The following is a 17,670-nucleotide window of genomic DNA, read 5'->3' on the forward strand; positions in this document are numbered from 1 at the left end:
TAATCACTCTCTTTCTACTTTCTACTTTTTACTTTTTACTTTCTACTTTTTACCTCTTAATTTATCATCACCATAGCACCTTTAAGAACTAATTGTGCTCCTCCTTGTACTTCTGCATTTAAATTCCCTTTTGCAGTATACTGACTTTGAGCTGTTTCTTTAATATTGATGCCACTTGTAGCTACGTCACCACCGGAAGCAGCAACTGTAACTCCTTGATTCCCTTTTATATTTACTTTTTGAGTTGCTTCAATATTGATGTCTTTGGCACTTTTTATAGTGATACCACTACTAGACATTACTATACTATTCTCATTTTGATCTTTAATAGTAATTTGTTTGTCTTTATCGCTAACAATGATGGTGTTTTTATTAGGAGTAGCTAGTGTCCAAACGACATTTTCATCATCAAATTCAATAGCTATTTTGGATTTTGAAACAATAGCTTTAATACTGTTCTTTTCATTTGGTGTTAAACCTTCAAAGGGTTTTAATTTGGAACTACTATACAAACTCCCTAAAATAATAGGGTAGCGAGGGTCTTCATTTAAAAAACCAATAACAACTTCATCACCTACTTCAGGTAAAAAGAAAGCACCAGCACCATTTGTAGAGTAGAAATTAGACAATCTAGCCCAAATACCTTCTCCATTAGTATCAAATAAAGGAACAGTAATTAAGATTCTATACTGAGAATCAGGATCACTGTCTATTTTTTTTACGGTTCCATTAAATAACCCTCTTGCTCCAGGTAATAAGCCTGAGGCTGGAGGAGCCATAACATCGGGTTCTTCTGTAAACCAAATTGGAGTAAGACCAATATTAACTTCGGTAATCCAATTTCCTTCCGAAATATCATGGGTAACACTAGAAATAAAATGATCTCCATTAAATCGATCTCCAAGGCCTCCTAAAGTGATATAATTACCAGGATTCACTAAATTGGTACCTTGAAATTTTGCTTCTCCTTGTATTTTTGAGTACTCACTTTTTATTAGTTGAGCTTTTGTCCAATTTGTTAAATCTGCATTTTCAAGAGAACCAGATGTTTGTAGTTGATAGTCTGACAAACTCACAACCTCTGAAAGTTTTTTTGAAGAGATATTTCCTGGACCAGGAACATTATTAGTAGATTGCATAGATGCAATAGCCTGATTTTTATAGTCCCAAGTACTGGCTTTTACAGTATCTATTTGTGTAATGGAATTCATAATTGCATTAAATTGCATCAGTTCATTACCATAGGATACACTTAAAACAGGGCTTGTATTTGCGTCAGGTGGAGCCACTGTAACCGTACCGTTGAGAGTGGTAATTAACATTCCATTGCTTTCAGCACGAGCCATAATATAATCCCAATCACTTACATAGTATTGTACTTGTTCTGGCCAAGTTGTAGTCGTTGCGGTCACTTTTGCTGTTAAACCAGAATAGGTTCCAATGATGGAAGTCATGATATCACTATCTTTCTTTTTGTTAAAAGTTAAACTTTTTCTACCTACAATCATTTTTATGGCTTCATCCCTACATTCAACTTCTAGTGCGGAACCAACAATTTCGTCTATGCGAATGGATTGGCTTGTAATGATACCTTGAAAAACAACCTGATTTTTTGTATCATAGCCACATTCAATGGTCACTTTTGCACCAGGAACAAAAGTGGAAGAGGAACTAGCCTCAAACTTCCCTGTGGTTGATTCTCCATCGAGTATCGTAAATTTTGCAGCAGCTATTCTATTCACTTCTTTAGTTATGTGTACAGAGAGCACATTCAATTCACTAGGAATTGCTGAGCCATCAACTTTGACAGTAAATGTTACTATATCACCAGAAGCTATTTTACTTTGGGTTGCCATTATTCAGGTTGTATTATAGGAGGGAAAATTAATTTTTGACCTCCTTTTAGATTTCTAAACTTATTAAGATTGTTGTACTGTGCCACTTGTATATAATAGGAATTGTCGTTCCAAGTTTTTTGACAAAGCTGTGGAAGCGTATTTCCTTCAACTACACTTACCAAGTGAGTAATATCTGGTGATTCATTGCCTTTTAGCTGTTCTTCATCTTCGGGTGAAATATATTGTGTAAAACCTAAAGATAATTTAGCTCTTAAGGGACTTCCGTCAGGTTTAAAAAGAGTATAAGATATATCCATTGATTTTAATACACCTTTAAAAACTAGACTTTTACCCCATTGTACTTTAACAAAATTGGGACGATGAATTTTACCATGATAGGTATATACAATATTTTCTAAAGTGCTAATTTCCTTAGCTAAATCGGTTCTTTTAGAATCCACTACACCAGTACAGTCTATTGTGATATCAAAATTTAATTTTTCAACAGGTGTACTTTTATATTTCTGTGATGGAGTACTTGTATTTGGCGCTTGTTGTTCATTATAATCGATTCCTCTTTGCCATTTTATCGTGTCTGGATTAATCATCACAGTATAAGGTTGTCCTTCAAAAGCTTGTTGGAAGTTTTCATCTGTATATCCCGTTATTTTCATCAGTTCTAAACTTGCTCCCATTGTATTTTATCTTTTATAGCTGTTTTTTTTAGTTTTTTCTGCTATCATTCTTCTACATTCTTCAAGTAACTGTTTTTTTAAAAGATGTATTTCAGTCTCTTTAACTGAGTTGTCGATGAAACTATCTCTTGAAGATATTTCCGTTTTTATGATTAATTCTCTTATTTCTATTGGCATACGCTAAGCAAATAAATCAGCAATTGAAGTGTCTGGTGTAATCACAAAATAGGTATAAGCTAATTCAATGGATTCTATTACAATCTCATTTTCTTGTGATTTTAAATCCGATACGGAATACTTTACAGGATAAGCATTGTAAAACGTCCACATAACCGAAACGGAACCATCAGAATTAAACAAGCTAACAGAAACATCGTGTGTGCTTATGGCACTAGCTAAACCTTCGTCTAATGTACTCGCACACCAATCTATTAATTTAGAACCTTCTGGAATAAGTGCTCTTTTAAGCACAAGGTTCTGACTGGTGGTAATAGTAGGGAGTCGATATTTAAATCTATTCTCCCCACCACATACTACTTCTTCCATACTCAATTCTTTAGAAATTCCAGATACCTCTTTGAAAGCAGCATCTTCTCCTTTAAAAGAGAGTTGAAAGTAAAACCCTACGGGATAACTATTTGCCATTAGTAATTACTAATTGTTCATGTGCAATTTCTATAGTATCTACCGCTACTTCATTACCATCAGATTTTAAATCGGTACTTGTAATTTTAGTAGGCCAAGCATTGTTTAATTGCCATTGCATGGTAGTTCCTCCTTTTTCATCTAATAATCGAATGATAACCGTTCTTCTTTTGATGGTGTTCATGGTTATTTGTGCGTGCCAATCCCAGAAAGAATTGTCATTTACAAAAACACCTCGTTTCATAGTAACGTTTCCATATTTTGTAATACCTGGCATTTTTTCAGTTGAAAAAAGCGGACTATTACTTTTTCGATATTCAATGATTTGATTTTCAACGTCCATTCCAGATACTTCCTGAAAAGCTACTTTTGTTAATTCAGTTCCTAAATCTACTTCAAATCGGAACTTTGGCATGGGCCATGTTGCGCCTTCTACGCTTCCGTCATCTGCTGCCATAATATTTTATTTTTTAGAATTATTAAAATTGTTCATTATTGTGTTTATTTATTAGCTAGAAGTAGCCATTTGTTGCTGGAAAGTAAGGACTATAAATTCAGCTGGACGTACAATAGCTACCTTAATAGTAACTTTCATAAAGCCATTTAAAATATCTTCGGAAGTCATCGTTGTACCTAGACCACAAGCTACTGAAAAGGCATCTGAAGCAGAAGCTCCTTGAAGTCCTCCTTCTTTCCAAATGGAAGTTAAAAAACTACTGATCATAGCTTTTACAGCTTCCCAAGTATTTTTGTCATTTGGTTCAAAAACATAAGCATTAGCTGCTAATTTACAAGATTGTTCTAAGAAGGTCATCGTTCTTCTAACAGGAAGATATTTCCAATCCAAACTATTTCCATCTAATGTTCTTGCTCCCCAAACTAAAATTCCTAATCCATTAAAGAAACGAATAGCATTAATGGATTTTCCAGAAACAGCATCTATATTTAGACTGCCTTGTTGTGTTTCTGATAAACGAATTGGTAAGGAAGAAACTCCCACAATAGAAGTGTTTGCCGGTGCTTGCCAAACTCCTTCTTGATTATCAGTTGTAGTAATAACACCAGCCATTCCGCCACTTGGTGGCAAAATGTTAGCATCAAATAATATATGCTTAATCATAAGACTATACGTTTTACTAGCATTTATCAAGGCATTATTATTTTGGGTAACAGTAAGTCCAGAAGATGGATTATTGATATTACTCATAATACTTGCCACACTTGGATTTGGATTATCTGCAGGATTTAATAGTGTTTCAAGTTGTTTCGTATCACCACCAAATAAATTAGTATAATCGATATCCTGATTTTGCATTACTGTTGTTCCTATGAAAGGGTAATAAGCAGTACCATAATTTAAACCTTGAGAACCAGTATTGTTTCTAAAAGTTTCAATATCATTTGGATACATGATAGGGTCAGGATTTCTACCGCCTATAATATCAAAAATGGCAACAGCAGTCTGCATTTGAGTACATTGTAATAACATTTCTTGCATTAAGGTACCGTTGTTTTCTACAGTAAGTAATGTTGCTTCTGGACAGATATACATAGTTGGTTCCTGCTCATTTAAAAGTAATGATAAACCATTCTTTAAATCGGCTAGTTGAACGTTAGTATTAATAATTTGTTCTCCTGGTGTCATAGGATTTTTTGAAGGAGCTCCATAGGATCCTACAGAAACAATGTAAGCATCACCTCCACCATTTTCATAAAACAACTTGATACTGTTGTACAAGTAATAGATTGTATTTGGATCTGGAACGATAGAATAATAATCGTTATCAATCAGCATATAGTCTCCTTTTTCGGGCTGACTTTTTTGTTTTACCAAATAGTATTCTGGTGCATATTGTTTAGCAGGGCTAGCTGGTGGTGCTGGATCTGGAAAACAATAAATGGCCTGGAATTCAGCAAAAGAAGTGATCTTTTGTGCCACATTTTTGTATGATTTTCCTTCATACGATGCTGTGGGTGTGTACCCTATAAATGCTGGTACTGCGGTTGCAACAGGAACTACCGAATTAGGAAATGCATTTAATTCGTTAATGTAGACACCTGGTGATTTAATGTTAGATTCAATCATGGTTTTTCATATTTGTTTTTATTAATTGTTTATATATACACATAGATAGGCGATGTAATGAATTTTTTACCATCTTCAATCTCTAAACCTATGTTTTTAGGACTTGGATTTGGTAATCCTTTAAAAATTATTTTCTTTGTCAAATTTGTGGTATTTAATTGGTCAACTAAGTCAAATTTATATGTGGAAACTTCACTTATTTTTAAAAAATTTTTACCAGAAGAAAAGAGTAGCGCTTCTTTACCGTTTGGTATAGTCACTGTTGTAGGTTCTTCAAAAGTAATGGGGTTTTTACTATTTAATGAAGGGTTGTTCAGCTTTATTTTACTACTATTTATAATATAATAACGCCATTGAGTAGCTCTAGATTCAAAAGTAATTAGATACTGACAAGGTATATTACTCTTTAGTAATACTATTAAATCTTTAAAATAAACTTTAAGAGAACCTATCTGAGCAACGCTACTACCACTAGAATAAGTTGTTGTTAGTACTCTTTTTTCATTTTTAACCTTCATTTTGGAACTTGAAAAACTGAGTTGACCTATCCAATCTATCGGAATTGCTGTATAATCCATGAAGTTAGGGTCTGTTAAAATAAGATCAAATTCAAAATAGGCTTGTTGACTATTTGTTGCAATATAATTTAAGTACTCTATGCTACTTCCGTTTGTATTGGTATAAAAATCGAATCCATTAGTAACTATATTCCTTTTAAACCCATACCTTTTAATAAGATTCATTGTTGCTGAATTGGGTTGAAATATGAAACTCGAGCATATTCCTTCTTTGAAGTAATCATGAAAAACATGAAGTGAAAAAAGAAGATGGTATTGATTGTTCATAATTCAGTTACATTAATTGTTTTCAATTTGATTGATGGCTGTTGTAAAGCCTTCGTTGTCATTAGATTGAATAGTTATCAATCGAGTCTTATAAACAATTGAAGGCTTGTATTTTGCACCCATTGCAGTCCATAAGCTATGCATTTGATTGTAATTCAATTTTTCAATTTCAAATTCGAGTTTGCTTAAACCTGTTGGAATAGTTGAAAAATTAGTTGCGTCTAATACAACATGAGATTGGAAAAATTGAAGCACAGAATTTAAAAATTTCAAAGACTCATCATAATCGTCAAAATAGGAGGTTATCAATAAATTTAGATTAAATCTTAATGAAGGATTTAGATCACCGTAATTCCCATTAGCTAACTTTTGATTGCGCACATAGAAAGGTTGTAACGTTTCTTGTTCAATGTTAATTAAAGAGATAACTACCTTATTTTGATTTTTTACAGGTATTGTTCCATTGTCGTCTATAATATTGTTTAAAATCACTTTGCTTTCATCCAACTGGTATTTATTCTTGATATATTGATCAAGTACACTAGTCGTAAATTGGAGTGATTTCATTAACATATAACTTTCTTTTATAATCTAATCTTCTAAAAAGTATTTTTAAGTACTTATTTTTGAATGAAGTAAAGTTAAACTAGTTATTTAAGTAAAGGATGGTTTTACTATGTACCTTTCGTGGACAGATTAAAAGAAGCTGTAGACAAACCGTAGACATATTACTTTATAGTAATGAAATTATAGCAATAGTGGTTAAATTTAAAAGTGTAGCAGCTCTATCAAAATATTTGGTAGAATAGTAAATCTAAAAATAAATAGAGGAGAGAAGAGGAAATGAGTGTTTTGGCTAGAATTTGTTCAATTAAATAGCTTTTAAATAGGTATACAAATCTAAATCTTTTTGTAATCTCATTTTTTTCTTTAGACGGTATTTGTGAGTTCGTACACTTTCTTGATTGATGCCTAATAAACTTCTAATATCATCGTTAGACATATTCATCTTTAAGTAACAACAATATTTTAAGTCTTTAGTGGTTAATTTAGGGTGTCTTTCTGCGAGTACAAACAAAAAATTAGGATTTGTTTTTTCGAAGTACAGTTTAAAGTCATCCCAAAGCTTTGTATCATAAGCTGAAGTCTTTATGGCATTTACAATTGATAGTAATTCTAGTCTTGTAGTAGTATCTACTGTTGGACACAAAGTTTTAATGCGTTCTTTTACAGTATGCAGTACTTCTATTTTTTGATCTAATTCTAGTACGTACCGACTCATGTTTCTATCTGAGTTTAAAAGATCTTTTTCGATAGTTTGGCTAGCAAGTGATTTTGTATTGGAATGTACGGTTTGATTTTTTAATAAAAATATAGAATGAATAAGAGAAGTGAAATGCGTTTTATTCGTCATGTTTTCAATTGGGAATGTAAAAATAATATTCTTACTGTTTAACGAGTCAAAATCACTATCAAAATTTTTAGTAATACAAAGTATAGGAGTTTCAGGTTTGTTTACAAATTGATTAAAATTATTAATAGCAATTTGATTACTTCTGAAATTGAAAACTAATAATGCAGGATGAATTGATTTAGAAATATTTAATAAATCTGAAATACGAGAAACAGTAATAATGTTGACTAAAAAGTCGGGAATCTTTTTTATCAAACCTACAATATCTGTGAGTATCTCAGTTTGATCACATCCAATTATAATAGTAGTTTCTTTGTTCATTGTTTTTGTCGTAAATATTTATTGCCAATTTTTTGAATTGGGTCTATTATAATATTTATGAATTTTGTTCTAAAATTTTTCAAATGAAAAAGGAATAGCACTTTCTAAACAAAAAACACAGCTTTTATTTTTTCTTAGGTTGTTTCAAATTTATTTCAAATACTTGAAATAAAATTACGTATAAATACCTGTTTTTTAAAAAATATTTTATTTTTTTAGGGACAAAAAATAAAAATAAATTGAATTATTCTTTTTAATAATGTAACTAGTGGTAACAAATTTATTTTAATTTGGTTAAGTCCATTTTATTCCAGTTCTGAGTTACTTATAAACTAGAATATTTCTAAACTTTTAAACTCTCTTTAGCTTCAATCAAATGTATATAAAAAAGATATGCTAAAAAGAAGAGAGGCGGAATCTCAACTTTCTAGCATATACAAACAAAAAACAAACAAAAACTATAAAGTAACTAGCGTTACTTACAGTTTTTTTTTAATCTCAATAAGAGGTTTTTTTTAGATCTTCATAGTTGTTTTAAAATAGAATCGGAAAGATAACAATCTATTTCATTTTTTAAAACATTTTAATTAATTTTATTTTGTTTGAACAACAGTAGCTTGTTTCCATCTCATAATATCTCCATAAACATGACTCAAATCAGTTGGTTTTAAACCATTATTATTAGAGTGACATAAAAAGCAAGAACCATTTTCATTATAACCTGTGCCATTTTGGATATATGTTTCCATAGTTGAATTGGCTAACTGACTTGTACCTATTGCAACACCACTTCCAGAATTAGTAGTAGAATAACTACTTCCATTTGGAGCCAATCCACTGTCTGTCCATGTTGATCCTATGAAAAAGTAATTTTTTCGAATATCATTTCCTACTAATTTAGAATGAATAGAATTATTAATAGAAATTACTTGGCTATTAGATGCTTCTACACTTGCATTTTCAGGATTTGGAACTCCAGCATTTGCAACACCCCAAGGTTTAGTTCTAGAAGAATTACTTGGACTAACAGTATTGTTGGCAGGTGCTCCTTTGAAGTTAGCATAAATACTATCCGCTTTAAATTTCATATGAGAAATATTGATAGTAACAGTATCATTTGCATTCGAATTTAAAATCCAATCACTACCAGTATTAGCAGCTACAGTTTTTATAGCATTATTTGTATCTAAGTAGCTATAACTTAATGCAGGTGCTGTTTTTTGATGTTCAAAAGTAGACCAAACCATTTCAGGATGTCCGGCAGTACTTCCTACAATATGAACTCCTAATAAAGCTAATTTTACTTGTATAGTTTTATTCAATATAGTCCATTTGGTAGGTGTTTTTTTATAAGTAGGAATGTATGCATCAATGATAAGATAATTACTTAACTCCTTTGGGTTAATAGTACTAGCTTCTACCCATGAAGTTTTAAGTTCAAGAGCTAAAGCATTTGCATCTGGAAGTACCATCTTATTCATTTTAGCATAATTTACGATACTGTCTAATTCTGCTTGTGTTGTAGGAAATTGTTTTCCACCCATTTTTCCTGCATTCACGGCAGAAAGAAATTGAGCATACACATCGTTAACCATTGTAATGTAGTATATCATAACACTATCTTTAGACATTAAAGCATCACCAGTAGCTTGTCCTTCTTCACTATCATTACTATCTTCATTGATACTTTTTTCTAAAGTAGGCATAGCGCTTAATAGCATTCCAGGAGTGTGTGGAATTAATTTTCTTTCATTATTACCAAATTCTGAAGAAACTGTATAGAATACTGGAGATTCAAAAACAGTTTTACCAGCTACTTTACTGGGTGAAGTTATCCATAAAAACATTTGTTCAGACCATTTGTAAAAATCACAATTGTCTTTGTGTCCAAAAGTCACACTATTAGCAGCATTAACAGTTCCATTTTCTGTAGCTTTTCCAGACTCAAACCAGGAATTAAATTCTGTTGAATCTATTACACAAGAAGGCAAAACATCTTGAGGCAAAGTACTAGTTACAACAGCTAAATCTAATTCTTGCTCAATCTTGTCTTCTTCTTTGGGCTTACACGAAACACAAAAACTTATCCCGAGTAGGATAAGGATACTAAATTGTACTACTGTTTTTTTCATTGTTTGTTTGTTTAGAAGTTTTTTAATTGGTATTCCAAAGATACCAATTTAACAACAAATAGATATAGGTAAAAATACCTGTTTTTAAAAAAAATAGTAAAACAAAAAATTAGAAGTGAGGAGACTTCAAAAAATCAAAAACACTGTTAATCAGCTTTATCTGTTTTATTATGGAGCAAAAGCAACTTTTAATTAAATACTTCTTCCAAGTACAAACATAGTATCCTGATTGCTATCAATGATAATTTTACTAATATCATTTTGCATAGCAATATCTAGAACATCTTTTGCAGGAATAGAAACAAAAGGTTTCGTTTCTTGCGCCCATATCATTAAAGTTTGTTGAGAAGTAAAAGCACCTAATACTTTTTGACCTTCAACTTCAAAAACTGAAGTAAAAGTCATTTGTCTTCCCTTCTCAATGGTACTCCAGCCATTTTCATCTTTGTTTTCTCCCATAACAGGCTCAGCTGTTGGTACAATTAAAAAGGCATTTTCTCCTTGTAATTCGTTAAAAACAGCCATAAAAGTTTCTTGTTTCTGATTATTTTGAAAGGCTTTAATGTTTTTTAAAAGATTCGAATTATCAGGAGTAAAATTGTCAGACATCATTTTTATTTTTTAGAATGGCAAAAGTAAGAATTAAATTAAAATAGAGAAAAGAGTTATAGAATGTTCTTTTTAAAATAATCAGTAAGATTAAAATAAACTAGTTTGAATCCCTTCATTAAAACCTTCATTTTTAAAATAAAAGGTATTTATAATTTCAAATTGTTTTACTTCAAGGTTAAGTTTTCTTAAAGAAATACTATTGCAATTGAAGGAAAGAGGTTTAGACGTTAGAAGTGAATTTGCGATAGCTAGTTTTTGACTATCTAGTTTTCGGGCAATAGATAAATGAGGATCATTACTTTTGTAGGGATTAGGTACTTTTAAACGAGTAGTAAATAGTTTCATTATATCTTTTAGTTCTTGCTTTGAAGCTTTATTTGGACTTATAAAAAATGCTCCGTTTGGATAACTATCAAAAGATTCTAGAACAGCTGTTACAGGTTTTATACCGTTTGCAATTTGTATTATTTGTTGTTCAATCATTGGAAGAGCACTTTCTTCGATTTTAAACTCACAAACTGTAATATGTGCCATGGCATTTTTACTATGAAACCAGCCAATTTCTGTAGCCAATTTCTGTTTCATTTCTTTTACAAAATCAATAATAACCTTATTAGGTATAAAAGCTAGAGAATAAGTTTGAATCATATTAGTAACGTATTGAGAATAAAATAGATGCCAGGTTTATTTAAATAGGAGTAAAATTGGTACACAAAAAATACAAATTTAAGTAAAGAAAAATAGAGTAGCCCATAAAGTTTTTATATATTTAGATGCCATAATCAGTATAAAAATAAGATTTAATGAGTGATAAAATAGGTTTAAAAGAAGCGATATCCATTGGAATAGGAGGTATGGTTGGTGGAGGCATTTTTGCTGTTTTAGGATTAGCCGTTTCTTTAAGCAAAGGAGGAACACCACTTTCATTTTTCATTGCAGGAATTTTAGCTTTATTAACTTCTTATAGTTATGCCAAATTATCCTTAATTTTTCCAGATAGAGGAGGAACTGTAAAATTTATAAATGAAGGCTTTGGGAAAACCGTTTTTAGTGGAGGAATCAATAACTTGCTATGGGTTAGTTATATTGTTATGTTGGCCTTATATGCTTCCGCTTTTGGTTCATATGCACCTAATTTGCTAAAGCTTACTTCAAATACCCAATTCGATTTTCATATTTATCTTTCTGCAATAGTTATTGTAGCTACTATAATTAATTACTACAGTGTGGCAATTGTTAGTAAAATAGAATCTTATGCGGTCATTATAAAGCTCATTATTTTACTTGGCTTTGTGGGATTAGGAGTTTATGGATTATTTGGTAACCCAAATGTTTCCCAGCTAGCCCTTACAAATTGGGAAACACCCTTACAACTGTTGACAGGAGGAATGGTCATTTTTGTTGCCTATGAAGGATTTGAACTAATAGCCAATGCAGTTCCAGATATAGACAATCCAAACAAAAATGTACCAAAAGCCTATTACTACTCGGTAGGTTTTGTAATGCTTTTATATATTGTTATCGCAATCGTTACGGTTGGTTCTTTACCGTTTGCACAAATAGCAGAAGCACAAGATTATGTGCTAGCAGAAGCAGCAAAACCCATGATTGGTAAAATAGGATTTACTGTCATAACTATTGCAGCACTTATTTCTACTTTTTCAGCTATTAATGCTTCTTTATACGGAGGAACAAGAGTCAGTTATGAAATTGCTGAAGATGATGAATTACCACATCACTTAACCAGTAAATTATGGAACCAACCAATAGGATTATTAATTACAGCAGTAATTACTTTAATTTTAGCCAATACACTTAACTTAGAGAGCATTTCTACAGCAGGTAGTGTTGGGTTTCTATTAATCTTTGCTATTGTCAATTGGATTGCTTTTCGTTTGGCTAAAAAGATTAATGCCAATAAATATATTCCACTTATTGGGTTTGTCTTATGTGCTATTGCTACTATTGTACTATTAGTGCAACAATTCCAAACTAATATATTAGGTGTATTGGTATCGCTTGGATTAATTTGCATTTGTTTCCTAGCGGAATTCATCTATAAAAAGCAAGAACAACACTAATTAATTTTAAATAAAAATACCGCATACAGTTATGTATCCCGATAAATATATATACTGCCTTGAAGGAGTAGCAGATGTAGATAGCTCTACTACGACGGCTATTTTACCAGCTTTAGAAAATTTAGCTTTTCAATACGGAATTACCAATATTTATAAAACTTGCGATACAATTGAAGGCTTAGAAGAAAGCTTGAGTTTGTTACTTTATGAAGATCGCAATTTTAAAGATTATGCTATTTTATATCTAGTTTTTGATGGAGATGGCAACAGAATAGAACTCGATGATTACTATTATACACTAGAAGAAATTGCCGAATTTTTTGAAGGCAAACTTACTGGAAAGATCATCCATTTTGCTAATTTAATGCGACTCGATTTAGATGAAGAAGGAGCGCAGTACTTCTTAGATGTAACAGGTGCAAAGGCAATTTCTGGGTATAGCAAACAAGTACCCATTTTAAGTACGATTTTAGATACGATTTATTTTGCTTTGTGCCAAGAGTACGATGATGTAGTAGAACTAGTTGAAGAATTATATGAAAAGCAATATGCCTTGTGTAGTACTATGGGATTTTTATTGTATTATTAAATATTTTATTTATAATAAAGTTTAATTAACTACCAGTTTATAGCCAACACCTCTTATGTTTACAATTTTAAGAGTAGCGTCTGCTTCTATTTTTTTGCGTAATTTAGATATGAATACATCTAATGTTCTACCAATATAATCTCCTTCATCACCCCAAACAACGTTTAAAATCACATCACGTTCAACCGTTTCATTTTCAAATTTTTGTAAAATAGCTAATAAATCAGATTCTTTACTAGATAGTTCAATGATTTGGTTTTGGTAGGTAAGAGTCATATTTCTTTTGTCAAATAGAAAACGGCCTAATGGTATGCTTTCAGAAACTTTAGAAGAGGATTTATTTCTTTTAAAATATATAAAATAAGCTAGTGCAATTAGAATAAATAGTGCTAATCCTAATATGGTAAAAGTTGAAATAGAAAAAGAAGCTTCAGTATTTTCTCTTTCTTTTATAGCATTATTTGAATTTAAATTCTCATTGCGTGTAGGATAAAGTTCTAGAATTGTTATATATAGTGCGTAACAATTTTTTGGAGGAACTCGTTCTCTGCATGGAACTAATTCAATAGTATTATGCCAACCCATTTGGTAACTATATACAATCTTTTTAGTTTCACATTCTTCTACTTCCACTAAATAGCTTTTGGCAATTTTATTATTTTTTATAATACTATCAATATTATTTACAAGATAGTTTGGGTCAAATTGTAAGTCTGTTTCAAAATGAATTTTGTAACGTTCATTTTCTTTTTCAACAGGTAAAACAAGAGAGGTGCTATCATTAGAATGCAATAACAATTGATGGCCAATAACTCTAAGGGTTGCTTTCATTTGGCTATCCGAAGGCATTTCTTGAGAAAATCCTATAGTCAAATTAAAAAACAAACCAATATAGAATAGTGTAATTATTTTTTTAAAAGAGAAATTCATTTCGCAAATGTATTTAATAAATGAAGTAGCTACTATCTTTTACAGTGTAATTTACATTATTTTACACTTCTTAAACTTAAAAAAAAGCGAATACTCCTAGCTTTGAATTTCAAATTAATAAATAACAGTATGAAAAACAAGTTATTCGGTTTTATTCTTTATTCTTTGATGATAGTGTCTTGTAATGGGCAAAAAGAAAATTCGCACTCAAAAAGTAAGCTTGCTATAAGCAGTAACACAACCACTACAGAGAGCCTTCAAGAAATTGAAGACAAAAACTTTGAATATTGGTATGGAGAAAAGTATTCTAGTCGACCTGATCGATTTTTACAAATAAGCGAGTACATTAGAAAAATTTTTCAAGACAAAAAAGGCAATTTATGGTTTGGCACCAACTACGATGGAGTCGTTAGGTATGATGGAGAAAAAATAACCTATTTTTCTACAAAAGAAGGTTTGGCAGGTAACCAAATAACAGGAATTACAGAAGATAATGAAGGTAATATTTGGTTAGCAACTAATGAAGGCATCTCTAAATTTGATGGTAAAATATTTTTTAATTACAGAAACAGCAAGGATTTATGTAGTAGAAAAATAATGAGTATTTATAAGGATAGAAAAGGACAAATCTGGGCAGGAACTTATGGAGGATTAAGCATTTTCACTGGCTCTGAATTTATTCCAGTGCATGTTAGTCAAGATTTTAATAGTTCGGTGATTAGTTTTGCAGAAGATTCAAAAGGCAATTTATGGATAGGAACTAATTACTCCTATGCTTATAAGTTTAATGGTATAAGTTTCGAACAGTTTATTCCAGAAGGAAGAGAAAAAGACAAAAGTGTTACGAGTATTTTAGAAGATTCAAAAGGAAATCTATGGTTTGGTTCTATGGAGAGCGGCATCACTAAATATGATGGTAAAACTTTTACTGTTTTTGATACCAATAGTAATACAATTGGAAATAATGAAGTTTGGACCATTTATGAAGATCAAACAGGAAACATTTGGTTCAGTTCAGAAGGTTTTGGCATTTATCGTTATAAAGACAGTACTTTGGTTAATTTTAGTAAAAAAGAGAAACTACCTCTTCATGCCGTACAATCTATTTTTGAAGACCTACAAGGACGTTTATGGATAGGAGGAGGCAACGGACTTTATCGAATGGAAAATAACACCTTTGTAAATATTACGAAGAAAGGACCTTGGGGATAAAGTAGAAACTACCTCTATTTTATTCCTTTATAAAACTCAAACTTAAAAGATGGAAAAGTATCACCAAATAATTGAGGTAAATCCGTTTACTTTTGTTTGATATAGCTTTTCAATCCTCACCAACTTAAAATCGTTACTGTAATTTGCTACTTGTTAGTAATTAATTAGTTAGTGGAGAAATACCCCTAAATAAAAGGGACTTTTCTTTGCTAAAATGGGCGTTTCTCCTCTGTTGTTTTTGAACTATTCCCAATAGTTTTGTATCATAAATAACAAATAATGGAGTAAGCCAAAAATCCGTAAATAAAGAGTAGGCAAAAAAACAAGTAAAACATGAGTTATACATTTAAAGGAAATCTTCGCGGGCAAATTTGTGAAGATTGTTATGAAACACTTTTTGGTATAGAGGTAGTACTTTATTTACCATGGAGAAGAGGAAACGAAACCAATGAGCAGGCACCTTATGGGAAAGACATTCGTATAGTAACGGCAGAAGAAGCCAATAAGAGAAAAGATTTATTCGTTGCAAAAACAACAACCGATGCAAATGGTAATTTTGAGTTTTCAATTGACGATAAGTATCAAGAATACTCTTTTGATATAGATGTAATTATTCCAACAGTTCCATTTGCTAAAAAAAGAGACAAATCCATAAGACCTGTACAATTACATTTAGCAACAGTTTATCCACAGCAATTAGATATTTGGAACTATGTTATTCCATTTAAAGTATGGTGTAACATACGTGGGAAATATTTTGATGCATGGGTTATTTGTGGGCAATTGTATAATTGTGAAACGAACAAACCTATTGAAGGAGCAACTGTTACTGCATGGGACGCTGATTTTATAACAGATGATAATTTAGGATCTGCTACAACCGATTCTAATGGACATTTTAGAATAGACTATGATTCCTTGACGTTTAAGAAAACCTTTTTATCACCATGGATTAATGTAGAAACGGATCCAGGTTTACCACTTCGCTTTCAAAACGGACCTGATGTTTATTTTAAAGCTACATTAGCTGGAGAAAAATTAGTGGATGAAACTAAGGCAGATGCTCGTAAAAATGTAGATTATTGTCTCTGTGTAAAATTATGTTCCGAAATTAATGTAATTGATGAAAATGACACCTTTGACAGTGCTTGGACAGGATTCGGTGATAGCTTCAGTGCTTCTTTTGGAACAGGAGTACAAGATTTTGATGCAGATGGTTATGCTGGTGCAAACAAAAATGTATTATACAGTACTGTGGCACTTACAGGACAAGCTCCTTTAAAAGCAACTTCTGGCAATCGCATTAAATATCGCTTTCTTATTAGTGATGTTACCACACCTAATGGTACTGCAAGTCCGGCAGATGCTAATTTTACTAAGATTATTGGAGTAACACCAGGCTTATTTGCAGCAAGTATAGTAATAAAACTAGATAAAAAAGTACCTACAGGAACGCTTGACACATTACCAGTTATAAGTAATCAAGCTGATTTTGATGTCGAAGGTTGGTTTGATGTTACTAATGCCATAGAACGCACTCTAACTAATAATGGCTATGCTACAAGCGACTTATCCTTATTTAAGATAATTGATACAGACACCTTAATTTCCTTAAACACTGCTTCTTTAACATCACAGCCTAACGTTCCAGACACACCAGCAGGTGTAGCCATAAATCCAGCAAATCATATACAAATAGAAAAATTTGCTATACGTTTTCAAATAGGAGAATTGTTATCAAATGGAACAATAAGTATTCAACCTACAAATGGTAAAACATTGAACTCAGTAATTATGAACAACAATAGTCTATTTATGATATTAGCCATTAAAGAATTAGAAGAAACTACGCTTTGTAGTCCTATAAGTGGAACGGTTCATGCTAAATACACGGTATACCATCCTTATTTACAATCCTTCAGACTGAATTTGAACAACAACAGTCTATCTGTAAATAGAGGTATTAATGATGCTCCTTTTATGCCATTAAGTGCCAATACTGATCCCACAAAAACAGGTCATGCTAATTTGAGTTTACCAATAAACAACCCACCTGCAGATATGGAAAAATGTACCTATGCACTAAAACTATACGCACAAACCCGTTTACATAACGGAAGAAACCAACAATCGCAAGTAGGTCCAGTAGAGCAATTGTTCTTTTACGATATATAAATGGTAATAAATCATTTTCAAGTTAGTTAAGGTTGTCTGAAAAGGCAACCTTTTTATTGCTACTACTCGTTAAATTACTATTAAATTTAGTAGAA

17 protein-coding genes are annotated in these 17,670 nt (G+C 31.5%); 4 read left to right on the forward strand and 13 right to left on the reverse strand.

What is annotated here, in order from left to right; all coding sequences use genetic code 11:
* Positions 1-56: 56 nt before the first annotated feature.
* From vgrG to FIA58_RS04545, 12 genes are all read right to left on the reverse strand, one after another.
* The gene (vgrG, locus tag FIA58_RS04490; protein WP_140960490.1) at positions 57-1,856 is read right to left on the reverse strand and encodes a type VI secretion system tip protein VgrG; all 1,800 of its coding nucleotides are present in this window, start codon (positions 1,854-1,856) and stop codon (positions 57-59) included.
* A complete protein-coding gene (locus FIA58_RS04495; RefSeq protein WP_208022753.1) occupies positions 1,856-2,533 on the reverse strand; it encodes a CIS tube protein in 678 nt (225 codons plus the stop codon). Before FIA58_RS04495 ends, vgrG begins: the two co-directional genes overlap by 1 nt.
* Positions 2,534-2,539: 6 nt before the next feature.
* Positions 2,540-2,710: a DUF5908 family protein gene (locus FIA58_RS04500; protein ID WP_165928847.1), complete on the reverse strand. Its 171-nt coding sequence runs from the start codon at positions 2,708-2,710 to the stop codon at positions 2,540-2,542.
* Positions 2,711-2,713: 3 nt separating this feature from the next.
* Positions 2,714-3,178 (reverse strand): phage tail protein, encoded by a 465-nt coding sequence (locus tag FIA58_RS04505; RefSeq protein WP_140960492.1) that lies wholly within the window; start codon positions 3,176-3,178, stop codon positions 2,714-2,716.
* Positions 3,168-3,635 carry a phage tail protein gene (locus tag FIA58_RS04510; RefSeq protein ID WP_110305362.1) on the reverse strand — a complete coding sequence of 156 codons (468 nt, stop codon included), beginning with the start codon at positions 3,633-3,635 and terminating at the stop codon, positions 3,168-3,170. The genes FIA58_RS04505 and FIA58_RS04510 overlap by 11 nt, the downstream gene beginning before the upstream one ends.
* A gap of 51 nt (positions 3,636-3,686) precedes the next feature.
* A complete protein-coding gene (locus FIA58_RS04515) occupies positions 3,687-5,264 on the reverse strand; it encodes a phage tail sheath family protein (RefSeq protein WP_208022754.1) in 1,578 nt (525 codons plus the stop codon).
* A 29-nt stretch (positions 5,265-5,293) separates the two neighbouring features.
* Positions 5,294-6,109 carry a hypothetical protein gene (locus FIA58_RS04520; RefSeq protein WP_140960494.1) on the reverse strand — a complete coding sequence of 272 codons (816 nt, stop codon included), beginning with the start codon at positions 6,107-6,109 and terminating at the stop codon, positions 5,294-5,296.
* Positions 6,110-6,121: 12 nt separating this feature from the next.
* Positions 6,122-6,676, reverse strand: coding sequence for a DUF4255 domain-containing protein (locus tag FIA58_RS04525; protein WP_243754634.1), 555 nt, complete (start codon positions 6,674-6,676; stop codon positions 6,122-6,124).
* A 304-nt stretch (positions 6,677-6,980) separates the two neighbouring features.
* Entirely contained in the window at positions 6,981-7,844 is an 864-nt protein-coding gene (locus FIA58_RS04530; protein ID WP_140960498.1) for a helix-turn-helix transcriptional regulator, read from the reverse strand.
* Between the two features lie 593 nt (positions 7,845-8,437).
* Positions 8,438-9,976, reverse strand: a complete 1,539-nt coding sequence (locus FIA58_RS04535) for a hypothetical protein (RefSeq protein WP_140960500.1) — start codon at positions 9,974-9,976, stop codon at positions 8,438-8,440.
* A gap of 192 nt (positions 9,977-10,168) precedes the next feature.
* Positions 10,169-10,585, reverse strand: coding sequence for an SseB family protein (locus FIA58_RS04540; RefSeq protein WP_165928848.1), 417 nt, complete (start codon positions 10,583-10,585; stop codon positions 10,169-10,171).
* 90 nt (positions 10,586-10,675) lie between these two features.
* Entirely contained in the window at positions 10,676-11,236 is a 561-nt protein-coding gene (locus tag FIA58_RS04545) for a 2'-5' RNA ligase family protein (RefSeq protein ID WP_140960504.1), read from the reverse strand.
* Positions 11,237-11,391: 155 nt separating this feature from the next.
* Here FIA58_RS04545 and FIA58_RS04550 point away from each other — a divergent pair, with 155 nt between their 5' ends.
* Together FIA58_RS04550 and FIA58_RS04555 are read left to right on the forward strand one after the other, a co-directional pair.
* The gene (locus FIA58_RS04550; protein WP_140960506.1) at positions 11,392-12,669 is read left to right on the forward strand and encodes an APC family permease; all 1,278 of its coding nucleotides are present in this window, start codon (positions 11,392-11,394) and stop codon (positions 12,667-12,669) included.
* 31 nt (positions 12,670-12,700) lie between these two features.
* Positions 12,701-13,258: a DUF6642 family protein gene (locus FIA58_RS04555; protein WP_140960508.1), complete on the forward strand. Its 558-nt coding sequence runs from the start codon at positions 12,701-12,703 to the stop codon at positions 13,256-13,258.
* A 21-nt stretch (positions 13,259-13,279) separates the two neighbouring features.
* Here the strand turns inward: FIA58_RS04555 and FIA58_RS04560 are convergent, their stop codons facing one another.
* Positions 13,280-14,188 carry a winged helix-turn-helix domain-containing protein gene (locus FIA58_RS04560; RefSeq protein ID WP_140960510.1) on the reverse strand — a complete coding sequence of 303 codons (909 nt, stop codon included), beginning with the start codon at positions 14,186-14,188 and terminating at the stop codon, positions 13,280-13,282.
* A 129-nt stretch (positions 14,189-14,317) separates the two neighbouring features.
* Between FIA58_RS04560 and FIA58_RS04565 the strand changes: the two genes are divergently transcribed.
* Both FIA58_RS04565 and FIA58_RS04570 read left to right on the forward strand, forming a co-directional pair.
* Positions 14,318-15,400 carry a ligand-binding sensor domain-containing protein gene (locus FIA58_RS04565; RefSeq protein ID WP_140960512.1) on the forward strand — a complete coding sequence of 361 codons (1,083 nt, stop codon included), beginning with the start codon at positions 14,318-14,320 and terminating at the stop codon, positions 15,398-15,400.
* A gap of 333 nt (positions 15,401-15,733) precedes the next feature.
* Positions 15,734-17,575, forward strand: a complete 1,842-nt coding sequence (locus tag FIA58_RS04570; protein WP_140960514.1) for a transthyretin-like family protein — start codon at positions 15,734-15,736, stop codon at positions 17,573-17,575.
* Positions 17,576-17,670: the final 95 nt, after the last annotated feature.

It is taken from the genome of Flavobacterium jejuense (genome assembly GCF_006491595.2).
GTDB classification, from domain to species: Bacteria; Bacteroidota; Bacteroidia; order Flavobacteriales; family Flavobacteriaceae; genus Flavobacterium; species Flavobacterium jejuense.

Excerpts from the sequence above, each read along its gene's own strand:
- vgrG (WP_140960490.1), bottom strand. The coding sequence starts at position 1,856 with ATGGCAACCCAAAGTAAAATAGCTTCTGGTGATATAGTAACATTTACT.
- FIA58_RS04495 (WP_208022753.1), bottom strand. The coding sequence starts at position 2,533 with ATGGGAGCAAGTTTAGAACTGATGAAAATAACGGGATATACAGATGAA.
- FIA58_RS04500 (WP_165928847.1), bottom strand. The coding sequence starts at position 2,710 with ATGCCAATAGAAATAAGAGAATTAATCATAAAAACGGAAATATCTTCA.
- FIA58_RS04505 (WP_140960492.1), bottom strand. The coding sequence starts at position 3,178 with ATGGCAAATAGTTATCCCGTAGGGTTTTACTTTCAACTCTCTTTTAAA.
- FIA58_RS04510 (WP_110305362.1), bottom strand. The coding sequence starts at position 3,635 with ATGGCAGCAGATGACGGAAGCGTAGAAGGCGCAACATGGCCCATGCCA.
- FIA58_RS04515 (WP_208022754.1), bottom strand. The coding sequence starts at position 5,264 with ATGATTGAATCTAACATTAAATCACCAGGTGTCTACATTAACGAATTA.
- FIA58_RS04520 (WP_140960494.1), bottom strand. The coding sequence starts at position 6,109 with ATGAACAATCAATACCATCTTCTTTTTTCACTTCATGTTTTTCATGAT.
- FIA58_RS04525 (WP_243754634.1), bottom strand. The coding sequence starts at position 6,676 with ATGAAATCACTCCAATTTACGACTAGTGTACTTGATCAATATATCAAG.
- FIA58_RS04530 (WP_140960498.1), bottom strand. The coding sequence starts at position 7,844 with ATGAACAAAGAAACTACTATTATAATTGGATGTGATCAAACTGAGATA.
- FIA58_RS04535 (WP_140960500.1), bottom strand. The coding sequence starts at position 9,976 with ATGAAAAAAACAGTAGTACAATTTAGTATCCTTATCCTACTCGGGATA.
- FIA58_RS04540 (WP_165928848.1), bottom strand. The coding sequence starts at position 10,585 with ATGTCTGACAATTTTACTCCTGATAATTCGAATCTTTTAAAAAACATT.
- FIA58_RS04545 (WP_140960504.1), bottom strand. The coding sequence starts at position 11,236 with ATGATTCAAACTTATTCTCTAGCTTTTATACCTAATAAGGTTATTATT.
- FIA58_RS04550 (WP_140960506.1), top strand. The coding sequence starts at position 11,392 with ATGAGTGATAAAATAGGTTTAAAAGAAGCGATATCCATTGGAATAGGA.
- FIA58_RS04555 (WP_140960508.1), top strand. The coding sequence starts at position 12,701 with ATGTATCCCGATAAATATATATACTGCCTTGAAGGAGTAGCAGATGTA.
- FIA58_RS04560 (WP_140960510.1), bottom strand. The coding sequence starts at position 14,188 with ATGAATTTCTCTTTTAAAAAAATAATTACACTATTCTATATTGGTTTG.
- FIA58_RS04565 (WP_140960512.1), top strand. The coding sequence starts at position 14,318 with ATGAAAAACAAGTTATTCGGTTTTATTCTTTATTCTTTGATGATAGTG.
- FIA58_RS04570 (WP_140960514.1), top strand. The coding sequence starts at position 15,734 with ATGAGTTATACATTTAAAGGAAATCTTCGCGGGCAAATTTGTGAAGAT.